Origin of the sequence: Streptococcus parasanguinis, from assembly GCF_047463195.1 — a bacterium.
GTDB lineage: Bacteria > Bacillota > Bacilli > Lactobacillales > Streptococcaceae > Streptococcus > Streptococcus parasanguinis_R.
In genome coordinates, this window is record NZ_JASHEI010000004.1 from 140,420 (window position 1) to 158,788 (window position 18,369).

The 18,369-nt window shown below is 43.9% G+C and carries 13 protein-coding genes and 1 riboswitch; of the genes, 8 read left to right on the plus strand and 5 right to left on the minus strand.

Annotation, left to right across the window (positions count from 1 at the left end):
- Positions 1–128 precede the first annotated feature (128 nt).
- The gene (gene pflB / locus QM870_RS04950; protein WP_003005386.1) at positions 129–2,444 is read right to left on the minus strand and encodes a formate C-acetyltransferase; all 2,316 of its coding nucleotides are present in this window, start codon (positions 2,442–2,444) and stop codon (positions 129–131) included.
- Between the two features lie 259 nt (positions 2,445–2,703).
- Between pflB and dinB the strand changes: the two genes are divergently transcribed.
- Positions 2,704–3,810, plus strand: coding sequence for a DNA polymerase IV (gene dinB / locus QM870_RS04955; RefSeq protein WP_342983319.1), 1,107 nt, complete (start codon positions 2,704–2,706; stop codon positions 3,808–3,810).
- Between the two features lie 231 nt (positions 3,811–4,041).
- Here the strand turns inward: dinB and recD2 are convergent, their stop codons facing one another.
- The 3 genes from recD2 to rnhC all read right to left on the minus strand — a co-directional run bounded on the left by recD2 (position 4,042) and on the right by rnhC (position 8,095).
- Entirely contained in the window at positions 4,042–6,474 is a 2,433-nt protein-coding gene (gene recD2, locus QM870_RS04960; RefSeq protein WP_414368914.1) for an SF1B family DNA helicase RecD2, read from the minus strand.
- A 67-nt stretch (positions 6,475–6,541) separates the two neighbouring features.
- Entirely contained in the window at positions 6,542–7,192 is a 651-nt protein-coding gene (gene lepB / locus QM870_RS04965) for a signal peptidase I (RefSeq protein ID WP_003008799.1), read from the minus strand.
- 3 nt (positions 7,193–7,195) lie between these two features.
- Positions 7,196–8,095 (minus strand): ribonuclease HIII, encoded by a 900-nt coding sequence (gene rnhC / locus QM870_RS04970; RefSeq protein WP_118227825.1) that lies wholly within the window; start codon positions 8,093–8,095, stop codon positions 7,196–7,198.
- A gap of 136 nt (positions 8,096–8,231) precedes the next feature.
- Here rnhC and QM870_RS04975 point away from each other — a divergent pair, with 136 nt between their 5' ends.
- The 5 genes from QM870_RS04975 to QM870_RS04995 all read left to right on the plus strand — a co-directional run bounded on the left by QM870_RS04975 (position 8,232) and on the right by QM870_RS04995 (position 14,958).
- The gene (locus QM870_RS04975) at positions 8,232–8,522 is read left to right on the plus strand and encodes a hypothetical protein (RefSeq protein ID WP_003005477.1); all 291 of its coding nucleotides are present in this window, start codon (positions 8,232–8,234) and stop codon (positions 8,520–8,522) included.
- Positions 8,523–8,532: 10 nt separating this feature from the next.
- Positions 8,533–9,087 carry a CvpA family protein gene (locus tag QM870_RS04980; RefSeq protein ID WP_021153876.1) on the plus strand — a complete coding sequence of 185 codons (555 nt, stop codon included), beginning with the start codon at positions 8,533–8,535 and terminating at the stop codon, positions 9,085–9,087.
- Between the two features lie 73 nt (positions 9,088–9,160).
- Positions 9,161–11,500 (plus strand): endonuclease MutS2, encoded by a 2,340-nt coding sequence (locus tag QM870_RS04985; RefSeq protein ID WP_414368864.1) that lies wholly within the window; start codon positions 9,161–9,163, stop codon positions 11,498–11,500.
- A gap of 381 nt (positions 11,501–11,881) precedes the next feature.
- Complete coding sequence (locus QM870_RS04990; protein ID WP_195189344.1) at positions 11,882–13,300, plus strand: C69 family dipeptidase; 1,419 nt, start codon at positions 11,882–11,884, stop codon at positions 13,298–13,300.
- A 129-nt stretch (positions 13,301–13,429) separates the two neighbouring features.
- A riboswitch (glycine riboswitch) is annotated at positions 13,430–13,524 on the plus strand.
- Positions 13,525–13,626: 102 nt separating this feature from the next.
- On the plus strand, positions 13,627–14,958 hold the full coding sequence (locus QM870_RS04995) for an alanine/glycine:cation symporter family protein (protein ID WP_195189345.1): 1,332 nt from the start codon (positions 13,627–13,629) through the stop codon (positions 14,956–14,958).
- A gap of 53 nt (positions 14,959–15,011) precedes the next feature.
- Here the strand turns inward: QM870_RS04995 and sstT are convergent, their stop codons facing one another.
- Positions 15,012–16,229: a serine/threonine transporter SstT gene (gene sstT, locus QM870_RS05000; RefSeq protein ID WP_195189346.1), complete on the minus strand. Its 1,218-nt coding sequence runs from the start codon at positions 16,227–16,229 to the stop codon at positions 15,012–15,014.
- A 137-nt stretch (positions 16,230–16,366) separates the two neighbouring features.
- Between sstT and QM870_RS05005 the strand changes: the two genes are divergently transcribed.
- Both QM870_RS05005 and QM870_RS05010 read left to right on the plus strand, forming a co-directional pair.
- Positions 16,367–17,215 (plus strand): mechanosensitive ion channel family protein, encoded by an 849-nt coding sequence (locus tag QM870_RS05005; protein WP_195189347.1) that lies wholly within the window; start codon positions 16,367–16,369, stop codon positions 17,213–17,215.
- A 205-nt stretch (positions 17,216–17,420) separates the two neighbouring features.
- Entirely contained in the window at positions 17,421–18,362 is a 942-nt protein-coding gene (locus QM870_RS05010; RefSeq protein ID WP_195189348.1) for a hypothetical protein, read from the plus strand.
- Positions 18,363–18,369 lie beyond the last annotated feature (7 nt).

The window sequence follows — 18,369 nt, forward strand, 5'->3', positions numbered from 1 at the left end:
ACACTTGGAGAAAGCGCTGTCAAACTCTATATGGTAGGCTCTTAAACTCTTTCAAAATTCAGAATACTCTTGCGATGGGGATGAAAAAACCAGCCGTTTCCGACTGGTTTTTAAGACCTATTTGAATCTTAGTTCAAGGCATCATCCATTGAAAGAACTTCGTGGAAGACACGTTGTGTCAATTCAGTTTTTTGTTCTGGAGTGAGGTATTTAGTGTTTACACAGTATCCAGAGATACGAACGATAACGTCTTCACCTGACATGATCTTTTCGTAAACATCGTTCAAGTCCATAACGTTCAAGTTACAGTGTTGTCCACCGTTTTCGAAGTATCCATCAAGGATGGTTACCAAGTTATCAACTTGTTCGTCACGAGTTTTACCAAGAGCACGTGGTGATACTTGAGTAGTGAGTGAGATACCATCAGCTGCGTAACCAAAGTCAAGGCTAGCAAGTGAGTTCAAGTTTTGCAACCATCCACCTTTAGCTTTGTTAGATGGGTTAGCACCTGGTGAGAAGAATTCCAATTTAGACAAGTTCACAGAACCATCTTCGTTGAGGTATACCCCTTTGTGGACTGGTGAGTTACCAGTTTGTTTAGAGTAAGCAACGTTAGAAGTGATGGTAAGAAGTGAAACAGTTGCTTCAGCGTTCTTGTAAAGTTTGTGGCTGCGAAGACGAGTAGTGTAAGCTTCGATCAACCATTCTGCCAATTCGTTAGAACGTGGGTCATCTTCACCCCAACGTGGGTATTCACCGATTGTTTCGTAATCGTAGATGTAGCCATCTTCGTCACGGATTGGTTTAACAGTAGCGTATTTGATTGCTGACAAAGTATCAACAGTGTTAGCGAATCCACAGATACCGAATCCCATGTTAGCGCGTTGGTGAGTTGGCAAGAAGGCCATTTGAACAGCTTCGTAGTTGTACTTATCAGTCATGTAGTGGATGATGTTCAAAGCATCTACGTAAGTGTCTGTCAACCAGTCAAGAGATTTTTCGAAGTTTGCTTTAACAGATTCGAATTCAAGAACTTCGTCACGGATTGGATCGATGTCAAATACTTTATAGTCTTTATGAACATCGTCGTAACCACCGTTCAAACCAGTAAGAAGAGCTTTAAGAACGTTAACACGAGCACCGAAGTATTGGATGTTGTGGCGTTGTTCTTCATTTTCTGGGTCAAGTGGAGATACACAACATGAGATACAGCTCATTTCACCGTATCCGTCTTTCGCCATTGTTGTTACACCTTCGTATTGGATAGAAGAGTGTTTATGGCTCATGTGCATACAGTAGCGACGGAAGTTGTATGGCAATTTGTCAGTCCAAAGAACTGTCAAGTTTGGTTCTGGAGAGTTACCGATGTTGTCCAAAGTGTTCAAGAAACGGTAGTCCATCTTCGTAACACGGTGACGACCGTCGTTACCCATACCAGCCATTGATGTTGTGATGAAGGTTGGGTCACCTGAGTACAATTCGTCGTAAGCTTTTGTACGAGCAAATTTAACAGTACGCAATTTCATAACGAAATCATCAACGAATTCTTGGATTTCTGACTCAGTGTAAGTACCACGAGCTAAGTCACGTTCAGCGTAGATATCCAAAACGATTGGCACACGTCCAAGAGAAGTAGCAGCACCGTTGATCACACGGCAGACAGCCATGAAGGCGATGTTTGTCCATTGGATCGCTTCTTTTGTATCGAAGGCAGGACGACGTACGTCTACACCATAAAGGTCACCCAATTTAACAACTTCTTGAAGTGCTTGATATTGAAGGTTTACTTCTTCACGAAGACGGATTGATTCTTCATCGATTTCAGTAATAGAGTTCCAGTCGTTTGCTTTTTCAGCCATCAAGTAGTCGGCACCGTAAAGAGCAAGACGTGCATAAACCCCGATGATACGTCCACGAGAGTATGCATCTGGAAGACCAGTTACAGTGTGAGCGTGACGAGCGCGACGGATGTTAGAAGTGTAAGCGCGGAAGATACCGTCGTTTACAGTTGTAACGTATTTTGTGAAGATTTCATGAACTGCTGGATCTGGTTCGTATCCATTTTCTTTCAAAGTAGTTTCCGCCATACGGATACCACCACGAGGCATAAAGTTCAATTTGAACAATTCATCATTTTGGATACCGAAGATCACTTCGTTTTCTTTGTCGATATATCCAGCTGCGATATCAGCGATAGATGTTGGACGGTTATCGTATGGGAAACGAGTTTCTTCGTAATGAGCTTTTGTTTCTTCAACAATCTTCTTGATGTGAAGAGAACGTTCAGTTGGACCAGCTAGGAAGCTTTCATCTCCATCATAAGGTGTGTAGTTAGCTTGAACGAAGCGAGAAACGCTTGCTTTTTCTTTCCAATCTTCACCTTTGAAGCCTTCCCAGGCTTTGTCAAAAATATCTTGTGCTTCAACGACTGTTTTAACAACCATTTTTATTTTCCTCTATTGTCTTTCTAGCAACTATATCTGTTGCACTTACAATAGTAGTATACCATACAGAAACCGGTTACACAAAGACAAATTGCGAAAAATAGCAGATTCTTTTATAATACAGTTTCAACTCTTCTGCGATACTGTACTACATTTTTGAAAATGAACACGAATTTCCATCAATTTTCATGTTTTTAGGAAGGGCCGATTATTGCAATTCTAAAATTTTCTTCTTATAATAGAAAAAGGAGGGTGAAAAATGCTGATATTTCCATTAGTGAATGATACCAGTCGCAAGATTATTCATATTGATATGGATGCATTTTTTGCTGCCGTCGAAGAAAGAGATAACCCTAGTTTAAAGGGGAAGCCTGTCGTAATTGGCCAGGACCCACGTCAGTCAGGTGGGAGAGGTGTGGTCTCGACCTGTAACTATGAAGCACGGAAATATGGCATTCATTCGGCTATGAGTTCCAAGGAAGCGCTGGACCTTTGTCCCCAAGCGATTTTTATCTCTGGAAATTATGAAAAATACCGAGAAGTGGGCGAGCAGGTTCGTGAGATTTTCAAGCGCTATACAGATCTGATCGAGCCTATGAGTATTGATGAAGCCTATCTAGATGTGACGGAAAATAAAATCCAGAGTAAATCAGCTGTCAAAATCGCTCGCTTGATTCAGCATGCGATCTGGGAAGAGTTGCATCTCACAGCTTCAGCAGGTGTTTCTTATAATAAGTTTTTGGCAAAGATGGCGAGTGACTACCAAAAGCCCCGTGGTCTAACGGTGGTCTTGCCGGAGGACGCTGAAGATTTCCTGAGCCAGATGGACATTGCCAAATTTCACGGGGTAGGAAAGAAGACAGTGGAGCGACTGCATGAGATGGGGGTCTATACTGGAGCGGATCTTTTAGCTATCCCGGAGATGACCTTGATCGATCGGTTTGGGCGCTTTGGCTATGATCTCTTTCGTAAGGCGCGAGGGATTCACAATAGCCCTGTCAAGAGCCATCGTATCCGCAAGTCGATCGGAAAAGAGCGGACCTACCGCAAGCTCCTTTATGCTGAAGATGATATTTTAGAAGAAATTACCAATCTGTCCAGTAAGGTGGCCCAATCGCTGGAAAAACACGGCAAGCAAGGAAAGACCTTGGTCTTAAAAGTGCGCTATGGAGACTTCACCACCCTGACCAAGCGAATGACACTGACGGAGCCAACACGAGAGGCTGAGCGGATCAATCGTTCCGCTCGCCATATTTTTCAAGAAATTGAATCGACAAATACTGGAATCCGCCTCTTGGGTGTCACCATGACCAATTTCGTCGATCATACCGAGTTGCCTTTGGTGGAAGAAAAAGAAAACGACTAGTTTGTTCACTAGTCGCCTAAGATTTATGACAAAGTCATCTTAGAAACTTTCCTTAGGTGAGTACGGACGTCAGCGAACTTCTACGAAGTTCCATGACTTAGTTTTGAACCGAAAGTTTCAAAACTCCCGAGTGCTAGAAACCACAGTGTTTCTAGCACTTTTCTCACGGCGGAAAGTTTCAGTTGTATTTGAATGAGCCTTAAAAAATATATTATTTTAATTTTTGGGGTATCAATTAAGTTGTTTGACATCAAAAAAGGCTGCAATCTCTTCTTCAGTCAGTCCGATCATAGGAGAGATGGTGTGAAGATTGTCTTCTGTCAGTCGATAGACAGTCGGTTCATCAGGCTCAGCCTTCCTTTCAACAGTCCCTTCCTTGCTTCGTGTAGACTCGACTGTAGCAGAAGCGTTGGCAACGGCTGAAGAAGAGTCTTTGGTCGCCTCGCATCCGTCCAGGTCCTTGAAGCGCTCCACCAAGTAGGTCTTGCGCGCAGTACCGGTATTTTTAGTAGCGTAATCAAAGGCGCTGTATTCTCCTAAGAGGATCAGTTTGCTCTTGGAGCGCGTGATGGCGGTATAGATCAAATTGCGCTGCAACATCCGGTGGCTTTGATTGGTTATGGGTAAAATCACCACTGGAAACTCGCTCCCTTGAGACTTGTGAATACTCATGGCGTAAGCTAGGCGAATTTTGTACCATTCATTGCGCGGGTAGACGATTTCATTGCCATCAAATTGGATGGTCAATTCATCTTGCTTGGATTCCGTATATTTTCCTGATAGAAGATCGGTAATGTAGCCGATATCTCCGTTAAAGACATTGCTTTCTGCATCATTGACCAGATGGATGACCTTGTCTCCATCGCGGTATTGGCAGTCTGGCGTGTCAAAGACCACCTGATCTTTAACAGCTGGATTGAGAAGGTCTTGCATGAGCGTATTGATATTGTCAATGCCGGCCTGGCCCTTGTACATGGGTGCCAAGACTTGGATATCTCGAGCAGGGATTTGACTGCGAAGGGCAGCGGAAGTGATTTGTTCGATCATCTTAGGGATGTGTTCACTTCCGGCTTCGAAATAAGAGCGGTCAGCTTTTCGTTCTGTGAAATCTTGAGGAAGCTTGCCTTGGCGAATGTCTCCTGCTAGTGAGACAATGGTCGAGTCCTCACTCTGACGGAAAATATGTTCCAGTTTGGTCTGAGGGATGCTTGGGATCTGCAAGAGATCAGCCAAGACCTGACCAGGGCTGACGGAAGGTAATTGATCAGCATCTCCCACAATCAAGAGTTTGGTATCTGTTGCAATATTGCTGAGTAATTGATTAGCCAGCCAGGTATCGACCATAGAAAACTCGTCCACAATGATAAAGTCTGCGTCCAGATAGTCCTCTAAGTGGCTGGTGTCATCATCTCCTGTCATCCCCAAATGGCGGTGAATGGTGGCGCTCGGAAGTCCTGTCAGCTCATTCATGCGCCTAGCTGCCCGTCCCGTTGGAGCAGCCAAGAGGATCGGCAGGTCTTGTTTCTTGCGAAGATCCAGTTGGTGGAGTTGGGCATAGACACTGATCATCCCATTAATAACGGTAGTCTTTCCTGTCCCAGGACCCCCAGTGAGGATAAAGACCTTGTTTTGGATAGCCTGGTGAATGGCCTCTTTTTGAATGGCATCGTAGCGAATCCCCAGATCTTTTTCAACCGCCTCGATAGCCCGGTTGATTTTCTCGGCTTCAAATGAAGCTTGCTTTCCTTTTTCCAACAATCGACCAATATGGCTGCGAATGCCTTCCTCCGCAAAGAAGAGGCTGTTGTCAAAGATCTTGGTGTCCACATTTTGAACCTTGTCTTCCTCAATGAGGCGTCCTAATTCTTGGGCGACAGTGGAAGGATCCAATTCTATTGGCCGAGCTGATTCTAACAGGTCAATGGTATAGCGCAGGAGATCCTTGGCTTCGATATAGGTATTTCCAGTCTCGATAGAGTAGCTAAAGAGGCTGTGGATCAGACCCGCGCGGAAACGCTCAGGAGCGTCACTAGCAATGCCCAATTCTTCTGCCAATTGGTCCGCGATTTTAAAGCCCATGCCTTGGATATCTTCCACCAATTGGTAGGGCTGTTGCTCCACGATCTGGAGGGTTTCTTCTTTATAAAAGTCTTGGATCTGAAAGGCCAATTTATTGGGAATGCCATAGTTGGCTAGTTGGGCGAGAATGCGCTCTGTCCCGTAATTCTGACGGAGTTTTTCTACAAAAGCCAGGCGGTTTTTCTTGGAGAGGCCTGTGATTTCTTCTAATTTTTCAGGGGCCTCCAAAATTTTGTCAATGGTATCGTCCCCATAGAGGTCCACGATTTTTTGGGCTGTTTTGAGACCAATTCCTTTAAAGTGATCACTAGAAAAATATTTCACTAAGCCCTTGCTAGAGGGTTTGGCACGTTCATAGCGACTGATTTTGAGCTGCTCTCCGTATTTAGGATGATGGACCAGCTCCCCCCAGAAGGTGTAGTCTTCGCCTTCCATGATATCTGCCATGGTGCCCGTCACAATAATCTCAAAATCATTAAAGTTTTCGGCATCGGTATCGCTGATATCGAGCAAGAGGATTCGAAAAAAACTGCTAGGATTTTCAAAAATAATGCGCTCAATAGTACCAGAAAAATAATATTCCATCATTTCTTTCCTTTTTATAAAGCAAGGCTGGGACATACTTGTCTCAGCCTCAGTCTGTTAATCTATACTAATAAGTTTTGAAAGGGTAGATCGGCCATAGTCTAAAGACGGCTTGCCCTTTGATTTGTTCTTTCTTGAAAGCTCCGACCTGACGGCTATCTTTTGAAACGATCCGGTCATCTCCAAGTAGGAGGTATTCATCGTCGAGCAACTTCAAGGTAAATTTAGGATTGCCATCCTTGTCTACTGTAAAAGCTTGGGCTGTATTGGCCAATTGGCGGAAGAGTTCTCCGTTTTCTTCGAACCCTTTTCCAGTGTAGGTCGATTGCAATTTATCTTTTTTAAAACGAGCAATGTAGTCTTTCAAATAGGGCTCATTGGTCTTTTTCCCATTGATGTAGAGGGTATCGTTATCGTATTGGATGGTATCTCCAGGAAGACCGATGACCCGCTTGACAATGTCCTTGGTTTTGCCGTCGTCGTCTTTTTCATTGGCAACGACAATGTCGAAACGATCAATTGAGAGGTGGTTGACCACAAGGAGATACTCGCTATCTGCTAGGGTTGGATCCATCGAATGGCCGTCCACCTTGACCGGAGCCCAGAGGTAGATGCGAGAGGCGATAATGAGACCAACAATAATACTGAAGAGGCCCCATTCTTTAAGGAATCTCACCACTGGTGAGCTAGATGACTGTTTTGAACTTCTTTTTGACATAACTTATCTTTCTAGTAATTTCTTTGCTTTTTCTGTGTTTTTAAAATGGAGTTTGGCACAATAACCCAGAGCCTTCATCCCGTAGGTCTGAAGCAATTTAGCAGCGACTTGGTCTGACTTCGCCCCTGCTCCACTAGGGAGATTAAAGCCCAGTTCCTTGCCCAGATCTTCTAGATTTTGAAGGAAGAGATTGCGGGCGATGATGGAACTAACTGCAACCGCTAAATATTTGCTTTCTGCTTTTTCTTCCAACTCAATGGCTTGGGTGACCTGATTTTTTTCAGCTTTCACGTATTTTTGGTAGTTTTTAGCCGTCGTAAAGGCATCGATCACAATTCGTTCTGCTTGGATTCCTTTATTCAATAGAAGATAGATAGCCTGATTGTGCAGGGCCACTTTGACCGAAACAGCATTGTAGCCAGAAGCAATGACTTCATTGTACTTCTTTGGAGACAATAAGAGTGCTTGGTGCTGGATGTTTTCCTCAAGGAGAGGAGCCAATTGCTGAATTTTTCGATCATCCAAGGTCTTTGAATCCCCAACACCGAGCTTTTTTAGCCAGTCGTGCTGGTCAGGTGTGACAAAGGATGCAACGACGGTGAGTCCACCAAAATAAGAGCCGTTTCCAACCTCGTCGGTTCCGATCATGGCTAAATCTTGTCCTGCAGATGAAGTAGTAGAACCTTTAGGGTTCTCAGCATCTTGCCCGAAAAAGGCCAGGTAAGGAGTCAGGTCATTGCCCTGAAGCAAGACTTTTCCAGACTTGTAGATCGAAACGGTCGCTCCCTCTAGTCGAAAGAAATAATCCATATGAGGATTCTTGCTTTGAGAGAGAGAACGGCGATAGGTATGGACAAAATCAAGGATTTGCTCCTGTGTTGGAGTGAGTGTCATACTTTCCATAACCACTATTGTACCACAAATTCAGGGAGAGAGGGAGCAAAAAGAAAGAAAGAATCCACTGGAAAATCCCTGTGAAGAGGGGCTTTGCTACTGACAAAGCTAGCCATTTTTGATATAATACCGTGAGGTGATTTTTATGGCGAGCTTAAATAGATATAAATTTACATTTGGAAACAAAGCGCTCACTTTAACAACCAACCATGATAATTTGTTTATGGAAGAAGTCGAACGTGTTGCGAAAGAAAAATACCAAGCAATTAAGGAACAAATGCCAGAGGCAGATGATGAAACCATCGCGATCCTATTGGCAGTAAATAGTTTGTCCATGCAACTAAATCGCGAGATCGAGTTTGACGACAAAGAAAAAGAATTAGATGATTTTCGTCGCAAGGCTTTAGACGACTTAAAGGATAAATCATCCAAATAAGAGGAGATACATGTTAACTTTCTTAATCTTATTGATTTTGGCATGGAGCTTTTATATTGGCTATGCAAGAGGGATTATCCTCCAGTCCTATTATTTTCTAGTGACCTTAGTGGCCCTCTTGATTGCAGGTGGCAGCTACAAGGGACTGGCCAAGGTGTTGTCTCTATGGGTTCCTTTTTCGAGTCCCACCCAGCAATCGGTGAATTATTTTTATGCCAACCGCTACCTATTTCAATTAGATGACATCTTTTATGCAGGTTTAGCTTATGTGTTGATTTTTGCGATGATCTACCTGATTGGTCGTGTGATCGGGATCTTTATGCACTTGGTACCCCAGCCAGAAAAACTGGAGGATCGCAAGTATCAAATTGGAGCGGGGGTGATCGCCGTCGTGATAACTCTTTTGGTCATTCAAATGGGCTTGACTGTCCTCTCAACGGTTCCCATGGCTTCCATCCAAAATAGACTCAATGCAAGTGGATTGATCCGCTTTATCATCCTTCATACCCCGATCAGTTCCAGTCTGTTCCACAACTTGTGGGTGACTGCGATTATCGGAGCTTAAGGAGCAAAAATGAAGAAAGGAGTGAGACAAGTCCGATTTAAAGAAGGACGCTCACTTTTTTTGTAGGAGAAATATGAACAAAAAAATCTTAGATATTCTGGAGTTTGACAAGGTCAAGCAACTCTTTGAACCCTATCTACAGACAGAACAAGGGGAGATGGAGCTAGCAGCCCTTACTCCAACTGATAAAAAAGAAAGCATCGAAACGGCCTTTATGGAGCTAGAAGATATGGAACAGATCCTCTTGGAAGAGCCTCGCTTTGCCGTGTCGACCATTCAAGATGTCCGTCCAGTGGCCAAGCGTTTGGAGATGGAGGCATCCCTCAATATCGATGAATTACTAGCGCTAAAAGCTGTTCTTCGGGTGACACATGAGCTTAAGGATTTCTACGACAACTTGGAAAATGTCCGTCTGGAAAGGCTCAATCGCCTCTTTGACAACTTGGTGGATTTACCACGCCTACAAGGTGGGCTTCAAGCTATCAACGAAGGAGGTTTTGTCGAGTCTTTTGCCAGCGAAAAATTGGCCAAAATTCGTCGTCGAATCCAGGAAAATGAACACCAGGTCAGAGAGATTCTACAAGATCTGCTGAAAAGCAAGGCCGATATGTTGGCGGATGCTGTGATTGCTAGTCGGAATGGCCGCAATGTTCTACCCGTAAAAAATACCTATCGCAACCGGATTGCAGGGGTGGTCCACGATATCTCAGCCAGCGGGAATACTGTTTATATCGAGCCTCGAGCAGTCGTCAATCTTAATGAAGAAATTGCCAACCATCGAGCAGATGAACGGTATGAAATCATTCAGATTCTGGAGGAATTGTCTGACACCCTGCGCCCTCACGCAGCAGAGATTGCTAACAACGCTTGGATTATCGGTCATTTGGACTTGATCAAGGCCAAGTATCGCTTTATGCGCGATTGTAAGGCAGTGGTACCAGAGGTTAGCAGCAATCGCTCTATTCAGCTCTTGCAACTACGTCATCCCTTGATTGAAAATGCCGTCGCGAATGACCTGCATTTTACTGAGGACTTGACAGAAATTGTGATTACCGGTCCCAATACAGGTGGTAAAACCATCATGCTAAAAACGCTGGGACTAGCGCAAATTATGGCCCAGTCTGGTCTTCCCATCCTAGCGGATCAAGGTAGTCGTGTGGGCATCTTCTCACAGGTCTTTGCAGATATTGGAGATGAACAATCGATCGAGCAGAGCTTGTCGACCTTCTCCAGTCATATGACCAATATCGTATCTATCTTGAATCAAGTGGATACCGCCTCCTTGATCCTTCTGGATGAGTTGGGGGCTGGAACCGATCCTCAAGAGGGGGCGGGCCTTGCGATTGCTATCCTAGAAGACCTGCGTTTACGCGGGATTAAGACCATGGCGACAACCCACTATCCAGAGCTCAAGGCCTACGGAATTGAGACTGCAGGAGTGCAAAATGCCAGTATGGAATTTGACACAGCGAGTCTGCGTCCAACCTATCGCTTCATGCAAGGAGTTCCTGGTCGCTCCAATGCCTTTGAAATTGCCCGCCGTTTGGGCTTGTCTGAGACCATTATCCAGGATGCCATGAAGATGACCAATACGGATAATGATGTCAATCAGATTATTGAAAAATTAGAGGCGCAGACCTTAGAAAGTCGCAAGCGCTTGGATACCATTCAAGAGGTCGAACAAGAAAATCTCAAATTCAATCGCGCTCTTCGAAAACTCTATAACGAACTGACCCGAGAGAGAGAAACAGAGCTCAATAAGGCGAGAGAAGAGGCCAAGGAAATTGTGGACATGGCCCTCTCAGAGAGTGACCGTATCCTTCAAGGGCTTCACGCTAAATCCCAGTTAAAACCACATGAGATCATTGAGGCCAAGGCTCAGTTGAAAAAACTAGCGCCTGAAACCGTCGACCTTTCTAAAAACAAGGTCTTGAAAAAAGCCAAAAAGGCGCGTGCTCCTAAGGTAGGAGATGAAATCTTGGTTATCAGCTATGGCCAACGCGGAACCCTGGTCAAGCAACTCAAAGATGGTCGCTGGGAGGCGCAAGTCGGCTTGATCAAGATGACCTTGGAAGAAAAAGAATTCAACCTCATCAAGGCTGAAAAAGAAGCGGCTCAACCTAAGAAACGCCAGGTGAATGTCGTCAAACGTTCGAACACGAGTGGGCCGAGAGCGCGTCTGGACCTCCGTGGAAAACGCTATGAAGAGGCCATGCAAGAGCTAGATGGCTTTATCGATCAGGCTCTGCTCAACAACATGGCCCAAGTCGATATCATCCACGGGATCGGGACGGGAGTTATCCGTGAAGGGGTGACCAAGTACCTCCGCCGCAACAAACACGTCAAAAGTTTTGAATATGCCCCCCAAAATGCAGGTGGAAGTGGCGCAACCATTGTCACGTTTAAAGGATAAGTTAAGTAATTCTGCAAAGAAATATAAATATGTTCCAATTCTTAGAATGAATTAAGAAAATACTGAAACTTTCCGCCGTGAGAAAAGTGCCTGAAACAATACAGTTGCAGGCACTCGGAATTATTGAGACCTTAGGCTCAATAATTAGTCATGGAACTTCTTTGAAGTTCGCTGACGTCCGTGCTCACCTAAGGAAAGTTTCTAAGATAACTTTTTCTTCAATCTGAAACTAGCTGATAAACAGCTAGTTTTTTTAAAATCTTACATAATGAAAATATTTGAAAGTTGTTGAAAAGGATTCGCTTTTAAATCTGATTTTCAGTAGGTCCTCCCTTTTAAAAGTGCTATAATAGAGGCAATGAATGATTTGGGAGGATACGCATGCGTAAACGTGAAAGTGCAGATTCGTGTACAACGATTCTAGTCGGAAAAAATGCTAGCTATGATGGTTCGACCATTGTAGCTCGAACAGAGGATTCTCAAAATGGCGTTTTTACGCCCAAGAAATTGATCGTGGTCAAACCAGAAGATCAACCGCGTCATTACAAGTCTGTTTTATCAACTTTTGAAATCGACTTACCAGATACTCCAGTTCGCTATACAGCGGTTCCAGATGCGATTCCGAAAGACGGGATCTGGGGAGAAGCTGGGATCAATGTCTACAATGTAGCTATGAGTGAGACAGAGACCATTACGACCAATAGCCGTGTGCTAGGGGCCGATCCACTTGTAGAGAGTGGCATCGGTGAGGAAGACATGCTGACCTTGGTCTTGCCTTATGTCAAGACCGCCCGAGAAGGGGTCTTGCGTCTCGGAAAGATTTTGGAAGAGTATGGAACCTATGAGTCTAACGGGATTGCCATTTCAGATGTCCATGAAATCTGGTGGTTGGAAACCATCGGAGGTCACCACTGGATGGCGCGCCGTGTTCCAGATGATGCCTATGTGACTAATCCGAACCAACTGGGAAGTGATTATTTTGAATTTGGCAATCCAGATGAGTTTCTTTGTGACCCGGATCTTGAACATTTTGTCACAGAGCACCATTTGATTCTGGATCAAGAAGGGAAAGGTTTTAATCCACGCTATGCCTTTGGTAGCCAAAAAGACAAGGACCGCCACTACAATACACCGCGGGCTTGGGCCATCCAGCGTTTCCTCAATCCTGAAATCGAGCAGGATCCACGGAGTTTTGAGATTCTTTGGTGTCAAAAACCCTATCGCAAGGTGACGATTGAAGATGTCAAATATGTCTTGAGCAACCACTACCAAGACACTATCTACGATCCTTATGGCCCTGAAGGAGATCAGGTGAGTCAGCGAACTTTCCGGACGATCGGGATCAACCGGACCAGTCAAACAGCGATTCTACAATTGCGTCCCAATAAACCACAAGAAACGACAGGCATCCAATGGATTTCTTATGGCTCCATGCCTTACAATACAGCTGTTCCTTTCTTTGCCCAAGTGGATACAACGCCAGACTACTTTGCCAATACGACGGCTAAGGTAACAACGGATTCCTTCTACTGGGCCAACCGGATTATTGCGGGACTGGCAGATCCTCACTATGCTCACCATGTTGGTGATTTGGACGATTACCAAGAAATGACAATGGCCTGGGGACATGCGCGCATCAATAAAGTCGATCGTGCACTTGCAGCAGCTGAAACCGTTGATTTTGAGGCAGAAAACCAAGCTATGAGTGATCAAATCCAGGAAGCGACAGATCAACTCTTGGACAAGATTTTGCTCGATGCTAGCAACCTCATGACCAATCACTTCTCCTTGAGTGATTAAAAAGCGTAAATTTTCAGGTTGCTTGCAAGATGATTTCAGAAACGATTGACAAACTTTTGAAAATCAAATAAAATAGAGAAAATTACATACGACCGAATGAAGTTTGCAGGAGCGCGAGTGACTGTGAATGGACGGAACTCTGGAGAGACCAGAAATGGCACCGAAGGGGCAAGGTAGAGGATGCATCTACTCAAACTCTCAGGTAAAAGGACAGAGCGAAAGATAGGGAAAGTCCCCTATTTTAAGCAGGACCAGAGTACATGTTTGACATGTGCTCTTTCTTTTTCTCTTTTCTGTCGAGCGGTCGATGAAAAAGGAGACAGAAAATGGATCATGTATTGCAGTTTTTTCAACAACTCGATAATCTAGTGTGGGGCGCCCCGTTGTTGGTGCTCTTAGTAGGAACAGGGATCTACCTGACCCTTCGCTTGGGTTTGCTTCAGATACGCTACCTTCCAAAAGCTTTTCGCCTGATCTTTACAGAAGATGAGGGACACGGGGATATCTCGAGCTTCGGAGCCCTTGCGACAGCTCTAGCAGCTACTGTAGGGACAGGGAATATTGTAGGGGTGGCTACAGCGATTCAGACGGGTGGCCCAGGTGCCCTCTTTTGGATGTGGATGGCAGCCTTCTTTGGAATGGCGACCAAGTATGCTGAAGGGCTCTTAGCCATTCGTTATCGGACCAAGGATGACAACGGTCATATCTCAGGTGGTCCCATGTACTACATTCTTCACGGGATGGGAGAGAAGTGGCGACCACTGGCTATTTTCTTTGCGGTTGCAGGAGTGTTGGTAGCCCTCTTTGGGATCGGAACCATGACCCAGGTTAATTCCATTACGGGATCTCTTCAAGCAAGTTTTGGCACAGCTCCAGAAGTGGCTAGTGTAGTGATTGCGCTAGTGGTTTCGACCATCATCTTTGGTGGGATTCACTGGATTTCCAAAGTCTCTGAAAAAGTGGTTCCTTTTATGGCTACTGCCTATATCTTTGCGACTGTCACGATCATTGTCTTGCATCTGGACCAATTGCTTCCAGCCTTGAAATCGGTCTTTTCGGGTGCTTTTACAGGGACTGCAGCCATGGGAGGTTTCGCAGGAGCAACGGTCAAAATGGCTATCCAAAAAGGGGTGGCGCGTGGGGTTTTCTCCAATGAATCTGGTCTCGGATCTGCACCCATTGCAGCAGCCGCAGCGAAGACCAATGAGCCCGTCGAGCAAGGGTTGATCTCCATGACAGGAACCTTTATTGATACCATTATCATCTGTAGTTTGACAGGACTTTCGCTCTTGGTTTCAGGTGAGTGGATGGCTAAGGGCAGCACTAGTACCTTGACTCAGGATACGTTTACAGGTGTCTTTGGCCCAGTCGGAGGCATCATTCTGACCCTATGCTTGGTACTTTTTGCGACCACGACCATTCTTGGATGGTCTTATTACGGAGAGCGGTGTTTCGAATTCCTTTTTGGCGTCAAGCATATCAACCTCTATCGGACCTTCTTTGTTTTTATGGTTGGACTAGGAGGCTTCCTTAAGCTGGATCTGGTCTGGGTGATCGCGGATATTGTGAATGGGCTGATGGCTTTGCCTAACCTAATTGCCCTTTTAGCTCTCTCACCTGTCATCATCAAAGAAAGCAAACAATACTTTAAGAAATAAGAAAACCCAGATCGCGAGGTCTGGGTTTTCTTGTCTATGTGAGATAGGAACATTTAATAGCGTTTTTCTTTTGGCCAGCTACTCATTTCGGCGATGGCGGTGAAGAGCACATCTGTCGAAGAGTTGAGGGCTGTTTCGCAAGAGTCTTGGATGACCCCGATGATAAAGCCGACGCTGACGACTTGCATGGCCAAATCATTGGTGATGCCAAAGAGGCTACAAGCAACAGGAATGAGAAGGAGAGATCCTCCCGCAACTCCAGATGCTCCGCAAGCAGAGATAGCCGCTACGACACTCAGGATGAGCGCCGTTCCAAAGTCAACCTGAATGTGCAAGGTATTGGCAGCAGCGAGCGTCAAAATATTGATCGTCACGGCTGCACCTGCCATGTTTACAGTTGAACCAAGTGGAATGGAGACAGAATAGGTGTCTGGATTCAGCCCCAACTCTTCACAGAGACGCATATTGACAGGGATATTGGCTGCAGAACTTCTGGTGAAGAAGGCTGTTACCCCGCTGACACGGAGGCATTTAAAAACAAGGGGATAGGGATTCTTGCGGATCATGAAAAAGACGATCAATGGATTGATGACCAGGGCTACAAAAGCCATGGTACCAACCAAAACAAGTAAGAGAATCCCGTAGTTGCTAAGGGCACTGAGTCCTTGGCCAGCGATGGTCGTGAAGACCAAGCCTAAGATCCCAAATGGAGCTAGGTTGATAATCCACTCAACGATTTTTGAAGTGATGTCTGCTAGAGTTTGGAGGAGGTCTTTACTATGTTCACTCGCCTCTCTCATGGCGATCCCAAAGACAGTAGCCCAAGAAAGGATTCCAATGTAGTTGGCTTGCTGCAAGGCGTTGACCGGGTTGTCGACGATCTTGAGCAAGAGGTTACTAATCACTTCGCCAATCCCGTTTGGAGAGGATCCTTCAGCGGCCTTTCCAGTCAGGGTAATGGTGATCGGGAAGATGTAATTGACCAAAACAGCAACGAAGGCAGCAGCAAAGGTTCCTAGGAGATAGAGGACGATGACTTTTTTCATATTAGTCTCTGTCCCTTTTTGGTGTTGGGAGAGGGCGTTTGCGACGAGTGCAAAGACCAAAAGAGGTGCGATCGCACGGAGCCCCCCAACAAAGAACTCTCCTAAGAGTCCAATGCCAGTTGCTTTCGGGAAGAGAAGGGCTAGGATGACACCAAGTACAATCCCGATTGCGATCCTTTTCATAAGGTTGGTTTTATTCCAAGTGGTAATCAATCGATGAATCATGTAAGACCTCCTTAAAAAATAATTAAGGAATATTATACGATAGTTAGGGGGGGAAAGCAATGAAATTTTCAAAAAATAGCCTTATTTCCGAATATTTGATATAATCATACTATTCTTTGATAGAAAGGCCCGAATAAATGAGTCAAGCTTTCCAACGTTATTTCAGTAAAATAGACTGGACGAAGATTTTTGATGATCTGATATCAAAATGTATCTCTCTGATTTTTGTCTTTCTTTTATTTTTTATCGCGAAAAAGGTCATCCATAGCCTGGTTAAGCGGATATTAACACCATCCTTTAAGTATACGGTGCAGGATGAAGCCCGTAAAAATACGATTCTCCGTTTGGTTGAGAGTCTCTTAAACTATTGTTTGTATTTCATCTTGATCTACTGGATTTTGTCGATTCTGGGCCTTCCAGTCTCTAGTCTCTTGGCTGGTGCTGGGATTGCTGGGGTGGCTATTGGGATGGGAGCCCAGGGCTTTCTTTCCGATTTGGTCAATGGTTTCTTTATCCTTTTAGAACGCCAGCTGGATGTGGGAGACAATGTTCGTCTCACGAATGGGTCTATTAATATTGCCGGAATCGTCAGTAGTGTCGGGATTCGGACGACCCAGGTGCGGGATTTTGATGGGACTCTCCACTTTGTCCCGAATCGCAATATCACCGTCGTCAGCAATCTCTCACGTGGCGATATGCGCGTGCTAATCGATATTCCGCTAGATGCAAATACCGATCTCGACAAGATCTATCAGGTGATTACACAGGTCAATCAGTCTGAACAAGACAAACACCCAGAAGTGTTGACAGGTCCTACGATTTTAGGCCCACAGATCGAAAAAAATGGTCGTTATTCCTTCCGCATTGCGATGACTGCTCAAAATGGCACCCAGACGACTGTCTATCATACCTACTATAAACTCTACCATGATGCCTTGATGGAAGCAGGGATTAACCTACCGACAGGAAAGAACGGGATCATGTAATAAGAAAAGCTCAGAAAAGTTTCTGAGCTTTTTTGTGTAGAAAATCCTTATTTAACTGAATATTTTTGGGGTTAGTAAATTTTAGTATTGAGCTAATTTAATATGAAAATGTATGATATAATTATAACTAATTGGTAATAATCTGGAAGCTATCCAGTGAGTATAAATTTTTAGTTTAATATTTACATTTAATCTAGGGGGATTTATGATGAATGGAATTATAATTAAAATTACAGACAAAAATATAGTAATTGGTTTTGAGAATGGAACAGCCAAAGAGTTTCCAATAGAGAATTTGAATTTTGAACCATATATAAATGCACAGGTACTGATTTTTGATGACATTATTACGTTGGCTCAGAATTCTAAAAGAAGAAAGTCACATACAGGAGTTAGATTTAACAATACTTTACTGATTACTAAGATTAATATTTCTTTAATTTTTCTTGTTTTTTTAATTGCTATAATATTTTTTACATTCTCAGTTGTACAACATGGAAAAATCTATTTTGAAGATTTGTTTAACCTATTTTTCCTAGTTGCCATAGTGTTTAGTGTCTTAAATCTATTCTATCTATTAATTACATTATTTAGAAAGAAATTGAAAGATAGAAATGCAACGATGGTATATCTAATTTTTTCTTTGTTATCATTCATTGCAACACTTATCATTGCTTTGATTATTGTTTCTGATAAAGATGTTTTTCCTATGAGAAAGGTTACCACCGAATCAAGTAGTCAAATAAAAACAAGCGACTATGAAGAAACAGCCTCAGCTAGTGAAGAAGAAAATGATGTAGATAAACTTTCGGAAATCGATGTAGATGATGATAAGTCACATTATACTGATGTAGATTATGATGCATGGAATCATGATGAAATTGAAAATGGAACCAAAATAAAAATTAAGGGTAAAGTATTACAAGAATTAGAAGAAGACGGCTCACATCTTCTACGTGTCTCAATTAATGACGACTATGATAAAATTGTATTAGTTGTAATATCAGATTCTCATTATGATAGGGTTATTGCAGAGGGTGATCAGATAACACTTTACGGATTATCAGCTGGAAGACAATCATATACAACGGTTTTCAATAGTTCGAAAACACTTCCATCTATGGTAGCACTAATGTATGAAAATTAGGAGGGGT